At 71.3% G+C, this 14,961-nt stretch carries 14 protein-coding genes; 5 read left to right on the forward strand and 9 right to left on the reverse strand.

Annotated features, from left to right (window positions below; all coding sequences use genetic code 11):
- Window positions 1-478: 478 nt before the first annotated feature.
- The 3 genes from B6G06_RS06460 to B6G06_RS06470 are packed head-to-tail and all read left to right on the forward strand — an operon-like array spanning window position 479 to window position 3,584.
- The gene (locus tag B6G06_RS06460) at window positions 479-1,771 is read left to right on the forward strand and encodes a magnesium transporter MgtE N-terminal domain-containing protein (RefSeq protein WP_080461821.1); all 1,293 of its coding nucleotides are present in this window, start codon (window positions 479-481) and stop codon (window positions 1,769-1,771) included.
- Window positions 1,764-2,396, forward strand: coding sequence for a DUF1003 domain-containing protein (locus B6G06_RS06465; RefSeq protein WP_080461822.1), 633 nt, complete (start codon window positions 1,764-1,766; stop codon window positions 2,394-2,396). The genes B6G06_RS06460 and B6G06_RS06465 overlap by 8 nt, the downstream gene beginning before the upstream one ends.
- A 45-nt stretch (window positions 2,397-2,441) precedes the next feature.
- Window positions 2,442-3,584, forward strand: coding sequence for an Mrp/NBP35 family ATP-binding protein (locus B6G06_RS06470; RefSeq protein ID WP_081171598.1), 1,143 nt, complete (start codon window positions 2,442-2,444; stop codon window positions 3,582-3,584).
- Between the two features lie 267 nt (window positions 3,585-3,851).
- On the opposite strand, the gene B6G06_RS06475 is transcribed toward B6G06_RS06470, so the two are convergent.
- Entirely contained in the window at window positions 3,852-4,628 is a 777-nt protein-coding gene (locus B6G06_RS06475; RefSeq protein WP_081171600.1) for a twin-arginine translocase TatA/TatE family subunit, read from the reverse strand.
- 207 nt (window positions 4,629-4,835) lie between these two features.
- Between B6G06_RS06475 and B6G06_RS06480 the strand changes: the two genes are divergently transcribed.
- Complete coding sequence (locus tag B6G06_RS06480) at window positions 4,836-5,471, forward strand: O-methyltransferase (protein ID WP_080461825.1); 636 nt, start codon at window positions 4,836-4,838, stop codon at window positions 5,469-5,471.
- 301 nt (window positions 5,472-5,772) lie between these two features.
- Here the strand turns inward: B6G06_RS06480 and B6G06_RS06485 are convergent, their stop codons facing one another.
- Both B6G06_RS06485 and B6G06_RS06490 read right to left on the reverse strand, forming a co-directional pair.
- Window positions 5,773-5,940, reverse strand: coding sequence for a DUF3117 domain-containing protein (locus B6G06_RS06485; protein ID WP_017177161.1), 168 nt, complete (start codon window positions 5,938-5,940; stop codon window positions 5,773-5,775).
- A gap of 116 nt (window positions 5,941-6,056) precedes the next feature.
- Window positions 6,057-6,809 carry an LOG family protein gene (locus B6G06_RS06490; protein ID WP_081171602.1) on the reverse strand — a complete coding sequence of 251 codons (753 nt, stop codon included), beginning with the start codon at window positions 6,807-6,809 and terminating at the stop codon, window positions 6,057-6,059.
- Between the two features lie 151 nt (window positions 6,810-6,960).
- Between B6G06_RS06490 and B6G06_RS06495 the strand changes: the two genes are divergently transcribed.
- The gene (locus B6G06_RS06495) at window positions 6,961-8,706 is read left to right on the forward strand and encodes a phospho-sugar mutase (RefSeq protein WP_081171604.1); all 1,746 of its coding nucleotides are present in this window, start codon (window positions 6,961-6,963) and stop codon (window positions 8,704-8,706) included.
- On the opposite strand, the gene B6G06_RS06500 is transcribed toward B6G06_RS06495, so the two are convergent.
- The 6 genes from B6G06_RS06500 to B6G06_RS06525 all read right to left on the reverse strand — a co-directional run bounded on the left by B6G06_RS06500 (window position 8,666) and on the right by B6G06_RS06525 (window position 14,945).
- Window positions 8,666-9,595 (reverse strand): metal ABC transporter permease, encoded by a 930-nt coding sequence (locus B6G06_RS06500; protein WP_081172250.1) that lies wholly within the window; start codon window positions 9,593-9,595, stop codon window positions 8,666-8,668. The two genes, B6G06_RS06495 and B6G06_RS06500, sit on opposite strands and share 41 nt — an antisense overlap.
- A gap of 14 nt (window positions 9,596-9,609) precedes the next feature.
- The gene (locus B6G06_RS06505) at window positions 9,610-10,557 is read right to left on the reverse strand and encodes a metal ABC transporter permease (RefSeq protein WP_420807207.1); all 948 of its coding nucleotides are present in this window, start codon (window positions 10,555-10,557) and stop codon (window positions 9,610-9,612) included.
- Between the two features lie 8 nt (window positions 10,558-10,565).
- Window positions 10,566-11,363 (reverse strand): metal ABC transporter ATP-binding protein, encoded by a 798-nt coding sequence (locus tag B6G06_RS06510; RefSeq protein WP_125898900.1) that lies wholly within the window; start codon window positions 11,361-11,363, stop codon window positions 10,566-10,568.
- Window positions 11,360-12,565: a metal ABC transporter solute-binding protein, Zn/Mn family gene (locus B6G06_RS06515; protein WP_081171611.1), complete on the reverse strand. Its 1,206-nt coding sequence runs from the start codon at window positions 12,563-12,565 to the stop codon at window positions 11,360-11,362. Before B6G06_RS06515 ends, B6G06_RS06510 begins: the two co-directional genes overlap by 4 nt.
- A gap of 90 nt (window positions 12,566-12,655) precedes the next feature.
- Window positions 12,656-13,840 (reverse strand): mannose-1-phosphate guanylyltransferase, encoded by a 1,185-nt coding sequence (locus tag B6G06_RS06520; RefSeq protein ID WP_081171613.1) that lies wholly within the window; start codon window positions 13,838-13,840, stop codon window positions 12,656-12,658.
- Between the two features lie 19 nt (window positions 13,841-13,859).
- Window positions 13,860-14,945, reverse strand: coding sequence for a YihY/virulence factor BrkB family protein (locus B6G06_RS06525; RefSeq protein WP_081172252.1), 1,086 nt, complete (start codon window positions 14,943-14,945; stop codon window positions 13,860-13,862).
- Between the last annotated feature and the right edge of the window lie 16 nt (window positions 14,946-14,961).

The following is a 14,961-nucleotide window of genomic DNA, read 5'->3' on the forward strand; positions in this document are numbered from 1 at the left end:
GCATCACGAACTCGCAACGACCGCATCGCGCCATGGAACCACTATTTACGCGAAGCCATGCCCACAGGTAATCTAGTGGCCGCGAACACAGCCGAAGGCATATGGGGCCATCATGACCGCTCAGAAGAGCGCGCGACTGCGGAATAAAACGGCACTTCAGTTCCTCTGGGGACTCCTTGTGATGAAGATCATCACCTGCTGCATCCGGGGGTTGCCCCTCTCAGCGCTCAGCACATGGGCGGACCTCACAACCTGGATGTACTCGCTTGTTCCAGCCATGATCTTCACCGTCAGCTACTACCGCTTCTCGATAAGCCGTCACAATCCGTCTTAGGGCTCAGGACAGCGCGAGGCGGCGCCGAGTAGGCGAGCGTCGGAGCCGGCGGGCACGAGGATTCGCCGAGGGCTCTTCCAGCGGGCCGTCCTCGCGCCCGCCGGCTCACGGGCCCGCCCCCTCGGATGCGGCTAGGCTGTGCCCGTGGAGAGCAGCAGGGCGCGCAGCGCAAACAGGGTCTTCGTGGCGCGGCTCGTCGGCACGACCGTCTTCGACCCCCTCGGGGATCCCGTCGGCCGCGTCCACGATGTCGTCGTCCTCATCCAGTTGCGCGGCGAGCCCCGGGCGGTGGGCTGCGTCATCGAGGTGCCCGGACGGCGCCGCGTCTTCCTGCCGCTGTCGCGCATCACGGCGATCGAGCCGGGCGCGGTCATCACCACGGGAGTGGTCAACATGCGCCGTTTCGAGCAGCGCAAGGTCGAGACTCTCGTGGTCGGCGAGCTCCTCGACCGCGTCGTCACCCTCAAGGACGGCACGGGCACCGTGGAAATCCGCGATGTGGCCATCGAGCGCGACGCCGGCATGGATTGGAAGGTCACCCGCCTGTTCGTCCAGCGCGCCTCGTCGGGCCCCCTGGGACTGCGGCGCGGGGAGACCGCCATGGTCCGCCCCGACGAGGTCACGGGCCTGGCAGGCGGCATGGAGCAGCAGGGCGTCACCGCCCTCCTGGCCACCCTGGAGGACCTCAGGCCCGCGGATCTGGCCGAGGCGCTGCGGGACCTCCCTCCCACCCGCCGCGTCGAGGTGGCGCGCGAGCTGCCCGACGACCGCCTCGCCGACGCCGTCGAGGAGCTGGGCGATGACGACGCCGTCGCCCTCTTGTCCGCCCTGGAGTCGGCCCGCGCCGCCGACGTCCTGGAGGCGATGCAGCCCGACGACGCGGCCGACCTCGTCGCCGAGCTCCCCCAGCTCAAGGCCAACGAGCTCCTCGAGCTCATGCAGCCCGATGAGGCCGCCGACGTGCGCCGCCTCATGCGCTACGACGAGTACACCGCCGGCGGCCTCATGACCACCGAGCCGATCATCCTGCCGCCCGAGGCGAGCGTGGCCACCCTGCTGGCCCGGGCCCGCAAGGCGGAGGTCCCCCCGGCCCTGGCGGCGGTGGCCTTCGTGTGCCGCCCGCCACTGGAGAGCCCGACGGGCATGTACCTGGGCATGGTCCACCTCCAGCGCGCCCTGCGCGAGCGCCCCCAGCAGATGGTGGGGCGCATCCTGGACAAGGACCTCGGCGCCGTCGGACCCACCGACTCCATTGGCACGATCACGCGCCTGCTGGCCACGTACAACCTCACGGCCATGCCCGTGTGCGATGAGGCCGGTCGCCTCGTGGGCGCGGTGAGCGTGGACGACGTGCTGGACCACCTCATGCCCGATGACTGGCGCGAGGCCGACGACGCCGTCACCGACGAGATGATCGAGAGGAGCGCCAATGCCTGAGCAGCTCGATCAGCCGTTGGACCAGGGACGCGGTCGCCGGCTGCGCGGGCTGCGCCCGCGCCGGTCCTCGCGCTCGGACGCCTTCGGGCGCTTCGCGGAGGCCACCGCCCGCTTCATGGGCTCGCCGAGGTTCGTCCTGTACATGACGGTCTTCGTCATCACCTGGATCGTGGCGAACATCGCCCTGGCGAGTGCTTCCAAGGCCTGGGACCCCTACCCGTTCATCCTGCTCAACCTGGCCTTCTCCACCCAGGCCTCCTACTCCGCCCCCCTCATCATGCTGGCGCAGAACCGCCAGGACGACCGCGACCGCGTCACCGCCGAGCAGGACCGCCAGCGCGCCGAGCGCAATCTGGAGGACACCGAGTACCTCACCCGGGAGATCGCCGCGCTGCGCCTGGCGATGAACGACGTCGCCACTCGTGACTTCGTGCGCGGCGAGCTGCGGGACATGCTCTCCGAGATCCTCGCCGAGGAGCGCGCCATCCGCGAGGAGATCTCCGAGCTCGGCGATGACGAGCACGCCGAGGGCGACGAAGCGCCCGTCCTGGCCGAGACGGCCTCCCCCGAAGGCTCCCACGGGGCCCGACCCTCACCGCCGCTCCCACTCGCCCCCTCCCCCTGATCCGACACGGTGGGCCCAGAGCTGACGAGCCCGTAGGATGAGGGCATGCCCATGCCCACTGAAGAGGCCGTCCGCGATGCTCTCGCCCGCGTCAACGACCCTGAGATCCGCCGTCCCATCACCGAGCTCGGAATGGTGGACTCCCTCGAGATCTCACCAGACGGCGTCGTGAGCGTCCATGTCCTCCTCACCGTGGCTGGCTGCCCGCTCAAGGACACGATCACGGAGGACACCACGCGGGAGGTCGGCGCCGTCGAGGGCGTCACCGGTGTGCGCGTGAGCCTGGGCGTCATGACCGATGAGCAGCGGGCGGCCCTGCGCTCCCAGCTGCGCGGAGGGGCGGCGGAGCCCGTCATCCCCTTCACCCAGCCCGGCTCGCTCACCCGCGTCTACGCGGTCACCTCCGGAAAGGGGGGCGTCGGCAAGTCCTCGGTGACGGCCAACCTCGCCGCCGCCATGGCCGCGCAGGGCCTGAGCGTCGGCGTCGTCGACGCGGATATCTACGGCTTCTCCATCCCCCGGATGCTGGGCTCGGAGCAGGTGCCCACCCAGCTCGATGGCATGATCGTCCCGCCCATCGCTCACGGCGTGAAACTCATCTCGATCGGCATGTTCGTCGATGACAAGCAGCCCGTGGTGTGGCGCGGCCCCATGCTGCACCGCGCGGTCCAGCAGTTCCTCTCCGATGTCTTCTGGGGGGACCTCGACGTCCTCCTCCTCGACCTGCCCCCCGGCACCGGGGATGTGACGATCTCCGTGGCGCAGCTGCTGCCGGGCGCGGAGATCCTCGTGGTCACCACGCCCCAGCAGGCGGCGGCCGAGGTGGCCGAGCGCACGGGTCTCATCGCCATCCAGACCAAGCAGCGGGTGGTGGGCGTCATTGAGAACATGTCCTACTTGACGCAGCCCGACGGCTCTCGCCTGGAGATCTTCGGCTCCGGCGGCGGCCGGGCCGTGGCCGGCTCCCTGACCGAAACGCTGGGCTACGACGTGCCGTTGCTCGCCCAACTTCCCCTGGACATCAAACTGCGCGAGGGCTCCGACACCGGCGTACCGGCGACCATCGGCGGGGGCGGCCGCGCGCCCGCGGACGCCCCCGCCGCCCAGGAGCTCTCGGCGGTGGCGCAGAGGCTGTCCCACCGCTCCCGGGGCCTGGCCGGACGCCCCCTCGGCGTCACCCCCGCCTGATTCTCTCTCCCCCCCCCCGCACCGAGACCGGTCGAAAACAGCATCGAGACCGGTCGATATTAGAAACGAGACCGGTTCGGGGCGGGTGGCGCGACGCGATCGGGGCGCGCCGGGGCCCCTCGCCGGGCTTCAGCAGTGATGGATGGGCCGAGCGCTGTGGGCTGCGGTGAGAACGCGCCCGGAGGCGCTCATCGCGACCATCGGTGCGGAGCATCATCGCCGACGCACCGTTCCACGGGCTGAGCCCAGTCGAATGACTGAGGGGGCTCAGTCGACGGGCGCTGACGCCGCGGCCACGCGGCTGCGAGAGGCCTCCTTGGCGGCCCGCACGATGTCGCGCGGCGAGAGTGGGCGCGGCGCGCTGGATGCGGCCGCCGACGCGGCTGCGGGATCCTCCACCAGCGAGGCCGGCACGGCCACCGGCTCGGTCATCGGGTCAGCGGTGGGCGCGACGACGGCGGGCTCTGGAGCGGCGGGATCAGCCGTCACAGGCTCGACAGGCGTGGGCTCCCCCGCCGACTCGGCCTCATCCCTCTCCTCGGCACCGGCCGCCGGATCGGCCTGGGACGCCTCCACCTGCGGGAGCTCGGCGGTGGAGGCCTCGCCCTCCTTCACGGCCCGGGCAGCGGCGAGGGCCTCGGCCTTCTTCTCCTCGATCTTGTTGGCCAGGGAGTTCGCCCGGTCCTTGTCCCGAGCCTCCTTGACGGAGGCGTCGATGGCGTCGGTGGTCTCCTTGGCGGCGTCCTTGACCGCCTTGAAAGGCGACTGGAGGTCCTTCTTGATGGCGTCGAGGTCCTCGCCCAGGGCGTCGCGCACGATCTTGCGCGGGTCGTACTGGCGCGGGTCGAGGCTGGACAGGTCGAGGTCGGCGAGCTCGGGGCCGACCTCCTCGGCGATCTGCGTCTTGGTGCTCTCCAGGAAGACGCGCAACTGACGGACCATCTGAGTGAGTTTGCGAGTGTACTCGGGCAGCCTCTGGGGGCCGATGACCACGACGGCCACCAGCAGGAAGACCACGAACTCAGATGAGGAGAATCCCAGCACGAGGCGAGTATAGAGAGCGCGGGCCGCGATACCCTCATGCCTCCGCTCCCGGCTCAGCGTGTCCCGGCCCAGCGCGCCGCACACCACACTCCGGGCAAGACGGCGGGTCGGGCGAGGAATTCCCCATGGTCCTGGGACAATTCGGTTGCCGCGCGGATGGCGCGGCGAGCTCGAGCGCACGCTTCACCGCCATGGAAGGGACTCACTGTGAGCGCGGACAAGACTCTGACCTGGTCCTACACCGAGGAGTTCCCCTTCGAGGACGAGGCGACCTCCCAGGCCCGCCTGCGCGGCATCGAGCTCGGCATCTCGCCGGTCTCCCCGGCCACCGGCGCCGCCCTGCGCGCACTCGCCGCGGCCGCGGGCGCGAAGTCCGTGGCCGAGATCGGCACGGGCACGGGGGTCTCCGGACTGTGGCTCATGGCCGGCATGGGCGCCGACGGCGTGCTGACGACCATCGACGTCGAGGCCGAGTTCCAGCGGGAGGCGCGACGGGCCTTCGACGCCGCCGGGTACTCCGGCCACCGCACGCGCATCATCCAGGGCCGGGCCTCCGACGTCATGCCCCGTATGGCGGCGGGCTCCTACGACATGGTGGTGCTCGACGTCGACCCGCAGGATGCCGCCGACCTCCTCCCGGACGCTTTGCGGATGCTGCGCGCCGGGGGGTCGCTCATCATCACCCACGCGCTGTGGCGCGACCATGTGGCCGACCCCGCGCGCCGCGACGCCGTGACGGTGGCCGCCCGAGAGCTGGGCAAGACCCTGCGGGACGCCGACGGGCTCCTGACTTCCCTGCTTCCCGTGGGCGATGGCTTGCTCGTGGCCGTGCGCCGGAGCTGAGGGCGGCTACGGCATCACCCGCCCCGAGGGGCGCGTTCCGCCCCGAGGGGCGCCAGCCGCTCCCACTGGTAGGTCCTGCCCGCGCCTGTCGGCGCAAGTGGCACCTCCCGGGGCGAGAGGTGGCTGTCGGTGCAAGACGCACCACTCAAAGCGAGGTGCGCCCTAGGAGCTGACGGAGACGGAAGAAGGACCGCCCCGATCCGGGAACGGTCCTTCTCCTATGCGATACGGCCATTCGGCCCCTCCGACGGTGGACGGGTGAGCGGCCGACCAGTTCCGGCACTCGGCGCCGGGGCATGGCTCAGATCTTGACAGTGGCCAGCGCCTCGCTGAGAGCCTTGATCTCATCAGGGGTGATCTCAACGACCAGGCGGCCGCCGCCCTCGAGGGGCATGCGCATGATGATGGCGCGTCCCTCCTTGACGACCTCCAGGGGGCCGTCCCCAGTACGGGGCTTCATGGCAGCCATATGCATCCCTTCCATCGTGCTCGCGCGGTTCCGCCCGCGGTGCTGCCTCTCATTCTAAGGCATGATTCTCGACGGCACGATAAGTAGGACACAAGGCTCACGGCCCGGCGCCCGACTCATTCCGGTGACGTGGGACGGATCCTCTGGGCGCCCGCGACCACGTACTCGACCGCCTCGGCAGCGGTGTCGACGACGCGCAGCAGGTCGAGGTCCTGTGACGCGATCATGCCCGATCCCAGGAGCGAGGAGCGGATCCAGTCGACGAGCCCGCCCCAGTATTCGCGCCCGACGAGCACCACGGGGAAGGAGTCGACCTTGCGAGTCTGAACCAGTGTGATGGACTCGAAGAGCTCGTCAAGGGTGCCGAAGCCACCGGGCATGACGACGAATCCGTCGGAGTACTTGACGAACATCGTCTTGCGGGCGAAGAAGTAGCGGAAGTTGATGCCGAGGTCGACGTACTCGTTCATGGATTGCTCCATGGGCAGCTCGATGCCGAGTCCCACGGACAGGCCGCCAGCCTCATGAGCTCCCTTGTTGGCGGCCTCCATCATGCCCGGACCGCCGCCGGTGATGACGCCGTAGCCGGAGCGGACCAGCCCAGTGGCGATCTCCTCGGCGAGGTGGTAGGCGGGATCTTCCCGCTTCGTGCGCGCCGAGCCGAAAACGCTGATCGCGGGTCCGATCTCCGCCAGGGCGCCGAAGCCCTCGACAAACTCGGACTGAATGCGCAGCACCCGCCAGGGGTCGGCGTGGAGCCAGTCGGAGCGCTCGGTCGCGGAAAGGAGGCTCGCGTCGGAGGTCTGCCGGGGGATCTGCGTCCCCCGCAGGAAGACAGGGCCCTTGCGATAGGTCTGGCGATCAGTCATGCCCGCATTGTGTCATCACGTGTGCGACGAGCCCTAGGTCACAGGTGTTCCATAGCCTCTGACCAGCAACATCAGATGTTGTGGGAGGTGCCACGCATGAACGCCATCACCTTGTCCACTAGAAGGAGAGCCCGACCGGTACGGTCAAGTCATGACCCACTCCCCCAAGGCTGCCCCGACCACCGGGGTTGTCCGTACTACCGTCGCGCAGTGGATCGCCGAGGACCCCGATGAGACCACTCGCGAGGAGCTATCCGAGCTGCTCGCCCTCCATGAGGCGGGGGATCCCGCTGCCACAGCCACCCTCGCCGAGGCCTTCTCCGGTCCGCTGACCTTCAGGAGCGCGGGCCTGCGCGGCAGGCTCGGCCCTGGTCTAGGCAGGATGAACCGGGCCGTGGTCATCCGTGCAACGGCAGGCCTGTGCGCCTATCTGCGCGAGGAGATCGGGGACGGCTTCATCGTCGTCATCGGCTACGATGCCCGCCACTGCTCCGACGTCTTCGCCCAAGACGCCGCCGCCGTGGTCACCGGCGCTGGGGGCCGAGCCCTCCTCATGGACTCCCACTGCCCCACCCCCCTGCTGGCCTTCGCCCTGCGCGCGCTGGACGCGGACGCGGGCATCATGGTCACCGCCTCGCACAATCCCGCCCAGGACTCCGGTTTCAAGGTCTACCTCGGTGGCCGGGCCACCGACGACTGGGACCGCGGCGCACTGATCGCCCCGCCGCAGGACGCGGCCATCAGCGAGGCCATCACCGCCCTGGGCGCCCTGGACTCGATCCCCCGCGCGGACTCCGGCTGGGAGCTCGTCGGGCCCGAGCTGCGCGAGGACTACATCGAGCGCGTAGTCACCGCCGCTCGGACGCGCGCGGCCGCGAGCCTGCGCATCGTCCTGAGCGCCATGCACGGCGTGGGCGGGCGGATCTGCCTCGAGGCGCTGCGCCGGGCGGGCTTCGACGACGTCGTCGTGGTCCCCGAGCAGTTCGAGCCGGATCCGGGATTCCCCACCGTGGACATCCCCAATCCGGAGGAGGCCGGCGCTATGGACCTCCTGCTGGACCTGGCCCGCCAGGAGGGCGCGGACCTGGCCATCGCCCTCGATCCCGACGCGGACCGCTGCTCGGTGGCCGTCCCTGATGAGACCGTGCCCGGCGGCTGGCGCCAGCTCACGGGCGACGCCGTCGGGATCTTCCTGGGCGAGCAGGCGGCCGAGCTGGCGGCCTTCACCGGCACCGGCGTGCTGGCCTCCTCCATCGCCTCGGGCCGGATGCTGCGCAAGATCGCCCAGGACCACGGGCTGGCGCACCGCATCACCCCGACGGGCTTCACCTGGATCAGCCGCGTGCCCGGGCTCGTCTTCGGTTACGAGGAGGCCATGGGCTACTGCGTGGACCCCGCCTCCGTGCGGGACAAGGACGGCATCGCGGCCGCCGTGCGCATGGCGCTCCTCTCATCGGTCCTCAAGACGCAGGGGCGCTCCCTGCTCTCGCTCCTGGATCGGCTCGCCCAACGGCACGGCCTGCACCTGACCGGGCAGATGAGCATCCGCGTCGACGACATGGCGATCATCGAGCGCATCATGCGGCGCCTGCGCGAGGGAGGGGCCCCCACAAAGCTGGCGGGCTCGCCAGTGGTGGACGTCTTCGACCTCATGGATGGGGCCAGCGACGGCAATGGCGCGCAGTTGCCGCCCGCGGACGGGATCATCATCAAGACCGCCGCGGACGACCGCGTCGTCCTTCGACCCTCGAGCACCGAGCGCAAGCTCAAGTGCTACTGCGAGGTCATCATGGAGATCCCCGACGGCGAACCGGTCCCGGCCGTCCGAACCGCGGCCGCCGAGCGCCTGGAGCTCATCAGGGCCGATCTGCGCGAGGCACTGGGGATCCGCGCCTGATCGCCCGCCAGCAGACCGCCACCAGGTAGACCGCGGCGACGATGGCGGCGATCATGCCGCCCACGGAGAGCCTCAGCGCCACGCCGAGCACGAGGCCCACCAGCGCGCTCGCCGCACCGAGCAGGGGAGCCCCGATGAGGAGCCCGCGCGCGCTGCGCGCCGAGGGCGCCAGAGCGGCCGCGGGGGCGGCGATGAGGGCGATGGGCAGGATGGTGCCGACGGCGGGCACCAGCACCACGATGGTGGAGGTGATGAGGACGAGCACCGCGCCCTCGGCCCAACCGGCTCGCAGGCCCGCCGCGCGGTGGCCCACCGGGTCGAAGGCATGGAAGACGAGGGCCCGATCCGTCAGGGCGACCACCGCCACGGCCACCACCAGGACCGCGCCCACGGCGGCTACGTCCACGCGCCCCACGTTGAGCACGGAACCGGTGAGGAAGGAGTCGATCTTGAGCGGCAAGGGCTTGAACCAGCCGGCCAGGAAGTAGCCCAGGGCCGAACCGATGGTGAGCACGATGCCCGCCGCCGACTGGGGCCCCAGCCCCTCCACGCGTGCCAGCGCGCGCATGAGCGCGGCCATGGGCAGGCACATGAGGGCCGCGCCCACGAGCAGCATGGCGCTCAGCAGTTCGAATCCGGGGCGCCCGTGCCCGAGCGCCGCGGCGATCCAGGTGGCGACGACGACGCCGATGATCGCCCCGGGAAAGGTCGCGTGGGTGAGGGACTCGGTGAAGAAGACGCGGCGGGACAGCAGGGCCAGGGCGCCGACGAGGCCGGCGAGGAGTCCCATGAGAACCGCCTCGAGTGCGGGCAGGGCCAGCAGTCCCAGTGAGACATCGGTGAGGCCGCCCGCACCGGGCGCGCCGACATCGCCTCCTGCGCCTCCCATGGCGCCGATGCCGCTCATGCCCTCCCCCTCCCGCAGGCCCGGCGCCGCACGGAGGCTGCGATGATGGCGCACAGGAGCAGCGCCGACGTCGCGAGGCTGACGGCCGCCTGCGGGGAGACGGGCCGGGGACTGGGCATGACGGCGGCGAGCATGCCGAGGTAGCCGCCGAGCACACCGGTGGCCACGGCGATGATGACCATGGAGCGCGCCCGGTGGGCGAGGACCCGCCCAGTGGCGCCGGGGACGATGAGGGCGCCGACGACGAGCAGCGTACCCACGGCGGTGGAGGCCGAGACGACGACGGCCGCGATGGCCGCGTTGAGGGCCAGGTCGAGGGCGAGGAGCCGGTGGCCGGCGGCCCGGGCCCCCACGGGGTCGAAGGCGTAGGCGACCTGCCCCCGCCAGGTGACGGCCACGAGGATGATCGCCATGAAGCAGGCGATGAGGGCATGGGCGAGCCCGGCGTCGGTGACCTCCAGGAGCCGCCCGAACATGAGGGCCTCCAGCTGCCCGGACATATCCCCCTCGGCCAGGGACAGGATGATGCCCACGGAGAAGAAGCCTGTGAGCACGACGGCGGTACCGGCCTCGGCCCCGCCGCCCCCGGCCGAGCGGCGGGCCCCGGCGATGCGCCCCGAGTGGTGGGTGAGAATGGTCAGGCCTGCCGCCGCGATCATGGCGACGGTGGAGGCCGCGGGGGTGATCGCCTCGATTCCCCAGAAGACGGCGCCGGCCACGATCCCGGGGAAGACGGCATGGACGAGGGCCTCGGCGCTGAACTCCGCGCCCCGCAGGTTGACGAGCACCCCGACGACGCCCGAGACGATCCCCAGCAGGACCACCATGACCAGGGGCCGGAAGAAGAAAGGGGCGCCGGCCAGGGGCACGAGGCCGGGGACACCGACAAGCGCCAGCCGAAGCTGCTCGACAGCGCCGGCCACGAGGGCGGTGAGCGGATCCATGGCGGTCATCAAGCCTCCTCCGCCTTGAGCAGGAGGTCGTCACGACCGCTCGCGCCGGCCCCGTAGGCCCGTTCGATGAGGTCGGGGACGAGGACCTCCTCGCGGGGCCCGAAGGCGATCTGACGCCCGGCGAGCAGGGCCGCCTGCTCGCAGCACTCGCGGGCGATGACGAGGTCGTGGGTGGAGATGACCAGGGCGACGCCGTCGTCCTTGAGGGCGGCGATGATGCGCAGGAGGGCGTCGCGGTTGGGCTGGTCGAGGCCGTTGAAGGGCTCGTCGAGGGCGATGAGCCGGGGGCGGGTGGCGATGCAGCGGGCCACGAGGACGCGCTGCTGCTGGCCGCCGGACAGGGTGCCGAAGCGCCGTCCCGCGGCCTCGGCCAGGCCCACGGACTCCAGTGCGGCCAGGGCGCGCCCCCGGGCCTCGCGGCGACGGTCCCCGAGCAGCGGGAGCGCGCCGAAGCGGGCCGCGGAGGCGGTGATCCCCATGAGGACGACATCGAGGACGGTGACGGGGAAGGTGGGGTCGAGATCGGCGACCTGAGGGACGTATCCGATCGAGCCCCTCCGGGCCCGGCCGGGCGCTCTCCCGCAGACCTCGATGCGCCCGGCGGCGACATCGACCATGCCGAGCAGCCCCCGCAGCAGGGTGGTCTTGCCCGAGCCGTTGGGGCCGATGAGGGCGAGCGCGGTACCGGGCCCCACCTCACCGGTGACGCCGGTGAGCGCCACGGTGCGCCCGTAGACGAGGGCGGCGCCATCGCAGCGGACAACAGCGCCCCCACCCTCGGGATGCCCGGGGATCACTGCGCCACCGCCTTGGGAGTCCAGGCGGCCAGCGAGGCGGGGATGGGGGCCACGGTGCCGCCCCAGGCATTGGTGAGCACGGTGATGTTGTGGAGGATGGATCCGATGTAGGTCTCACCGTCGGATCCGGGCTCGCCCAGCGAATCGCCGTAGAGGGCCTCGTCGCCGATGATCGCCTTGACGCCCGCGATCTGGGCCACCTTGCGCACGGAGGCGGGGTTGTTGGAGTTCTCGGCGAAGATGGCCACGGCGCCCGAGGCCCTCACGGCGTCGGCGGTGCTCTGGATCTGCTGGGCCGTGGCGTCCTGCTGGGCGTTGAAGTCGGACAGGGCGGCACCCTCGAACCTCAGTCCGTAGGCCTTCGACAGATAGCCGAAGGCATCGTGGCTGGTGAACAGGACGCGCTTGTCCGCCGGCACGGTCTCGAAGCTGGAGCGGGCCCAGGCGTCGAGCTCGGTGAGCAGGGAGACATAGGCCTCGGTGCGCTCGTTGATGATTGCGGCGCCGGCCGGGGAGGCCATGGCGAGGGCCTCGCCGATGTTGCGCACCTGGATCATGGCGCCGGCCGGGGAGGTCCAGACATGCGGGTCGAAGCGGAACTCGGCCTCGGACTCGCTCTCCTCGGGGGCGAAGGGCCAGGGAGCGGCGTCGACCTTCTGGCTCCCGCGCTCGACGGTGTAGGGCAGGTCCTTCTCCTTGGCCTTCTGAGCGTCGAGGTCATCGATATCGGCGGCTCCGTAGACGCCGGAGGTGATGACCATGGTGCCCTTGAAGCCGGTGGAGACGACGGCGTCGTCGAGGAAGTGCTCCAGGTCCACCCCCGAGACGAGGAAGAGATCAGCCTCGGACAGGGCCTTGGCCTGCGCAGCGGTGATGTCGTGCTCGTGGGTGGAGGCGTTGGGGGCGAGCAGGCAGGTGAGGTTGATTCCGGCGCCGGCCTTGGCGCCTTCAGGGCCCAGGTGGGTGGTGATGCCGTCGGCGCCGGTGCGGTCAAGGGCCAGGGAGTCCGAGTCGGAGGGATTGCCCCCGGTGACGATCTGGGTGACGTAGTCGCAGATCTGGGTGGTGGAGGCGACGACTTTGATGGCTCCGGTCCGGCCGCCCGGGGAGGTCTCGGCGCAGGCGGTGAGAGCGGGGATAGCGAGAGCGAGGGAGGCGAGCGCGATGGCAGCCCGGCGCCCGGGGCTGGGGAGGATTCTCATGAGAGCCGAGAATAGTTTCGGCCACCCGAAGTTCGCAAACCCGAAATTTCTCGTGCGCGCTTCGCGCGGGGCTGGCGGCTCGCGGGCGGCCTACAGCAGGCCCGTCCGGCCGTCCTGCTTGAGACGGTCGACGGCGCCCTTGACGTCCTGGGCGCACTCCGGCATCGTCACCAGCAGGGCGTCCGGGGTGTCGACGACGATGAGTCCGGGCACACCGAGCAGCACGATCCTCCGCCCGGTCGTCGTGGCGACGATCGCCCCCGAGGAGCCCACGGCCTCGACGTCGGCGGCGGGGCTTCCCTGGCCGGCGCCGTCGAGCACGGCAACGCCCTCGGCGCTGCCCTCGGCCTCGACGGGGACGATGGCGGACAGCGCGTCGAAACCGCCGACGTCGTCCCAGCCCATGGCGGCCGGGACGGTGGCCACTCCCCCTGCGGCGGCGACGGGCTCGGCGATGGCGTGGTCGATGGCGATCCTCTCCAGGCCCGGCCAGACGCGCTCCAGGACCGGCTCCCGCTCGGGGGTGTCCCAGGCGGCGGCGATCTCCTCCACGCCCGCGGCGAGCTCAGGGCGCTGGGCGGCGAGGTGGTCGAGGAGGACCCCGGCGCGCACGACGAACATGCCGGCGTTCCAGCGGTACTCGCCGGTGGCGAGGTACTCGGCGGCGGTGGCGGCGTCGGGCTTCTCGGTGAAGCCGAGGACGACCCGGCCCTCGGGGGCCCCGGGCACGGAGGTGGGGCCGCCGGCGTGGATGTAGCCGAAGGCGGTGGAGGGGTGGGTGGCCTCGATGCCGATCGTCACCACCCAGCCGTCCTCGGCCAGCGCCGCGGCCTGGCGCACGGCCCCAACGAAGGCGCCCTCGTCGGCGATCACCTGGTCGGCGGCGAATGAGCCGACGACGGCATCCGGTGTGTGGCGTCGGGCGATGACGGCCGCGGCCAGGCCGATAGCGGCCATGGAGTCGCGGGGGGAGGGCTCGGCGAGGATCGACTCGGCGGGCACGCCCGGCAGTTGCGCGGCGACGGCCTCGACATGGGCGGCGCCGGTGACGATCGTCGTCGTGGCGGCCACGGGCTCCAAGCGGGCGACGGTGCCCTGCAGGAGGGTGCGCCCGGCGCCGGTGAGATCGAGGAGGAATTTCGGGCGCTCGCGGCGACTGAGCGGCCAGAGCCTGGTGCCCGCGCCGCCGGCGGGGATGATGGCGTGGATGGGCTTGCCCTGACAGGTCGGCGCTGCGGCGCGCCGGGCCTCGGCACTGGCGGGGGAATCGGTCATTGGCCCAGGTTAGTGGGGATCAGCCCTCGGGAGGAACGTCCCGGTCGACAGGGCGCCCCCGACCCTCGGTCGGCGCGGGGACGCGCTCCCCGGCCGGCGCGGGCGGCCGGTAGTCGGGGTGCTCCGTGGGATCGACCTCGACGGTGCCGGTCAGGGACTGCCGGGGCCAGGCCAGTGTCTCGGGGACGGACAGGGTCACGTAGTTGGGGCGCGCCCTGGCATGGACCTCATCGGGATGCTCGATGAGGGCGGGTCGCGGGGGGTTGGCGATCCAGGCCGCGACGAGGAGGAGGATGCGGCTGGCCAGGTGCAGCCAGAGGATGAGGATGACGATCGCGGTGAAGGAGGCCAGGAGGGGGTTGTGCCAGCTCGACCCGACGGCGCGCGAGCCGATTTCGCGCAGTGCGCCGAAGGCGAGGGCTCCCAGGCACACGCCCCCGGCCAGGTCCTTGCGGGGGACGCGGATGCCGCAGGCTGCCAGCAGGAGGGCCAGCACGGCGGCGTCGATGAGGAAGGAGATGACGACGACCGCCAGGTGGGCGCCGGCACCGCTGAGCCAGGCGGGCAGCCCGATGAGGCTGGCCGTCGAGCCGGCGAGCGCCGTCGTCAGGGCGGACGCGGTGGCGGTGGCGAGCACGCCGGCCATCATGACGAGCAGCGCCGCGAGGTTCCACGCCCATGCCCTCACGGGATTCTCCGGGAGACGGGCGATGCCGAACATGGCGCGCAGGGCGGTCTTGAGGACCCCCATGAGGGCGACGGCGGAATAGAGGAGGACGCCGCCCGCGGCGAGAGAGCCGATGTTGAGCACCGAGCCGAGGGTGAGCTGGTCGACGGTCACCAGGCCGCCCGAACCGGTGTCGATGACACCGGGGAGGGCCTGTCCGATCTGCTCAAGGACCCGGTCGCGCAGGGCCGGCTGGCTGCCGAGCAGACCCATGAGGATCGTGACGCCGATGGCCAGGGCGGAGAACACGGAGAACAGGCCCGTGTAGGCGATCCCCCCGGCCAGGAGCGCGCCGCGGGCCATGGAGTACCGGGTCAGCGCCCGCCCGAGGCGGCTGGACTTGTAGCGGTTGACGAGCGCGGCGGCGCCTGCGCGCATCGTGGTGATCGCGCTC

The organism is Actinomyces gaoshouyii (assembly GCF_002076915.1).
GTDB lineage: Bacteria > Actinomycetota > Actinomycetes > Actinomycetales > Actinomycetaceae > Actinomyces > Actinomyces gaoshouyii.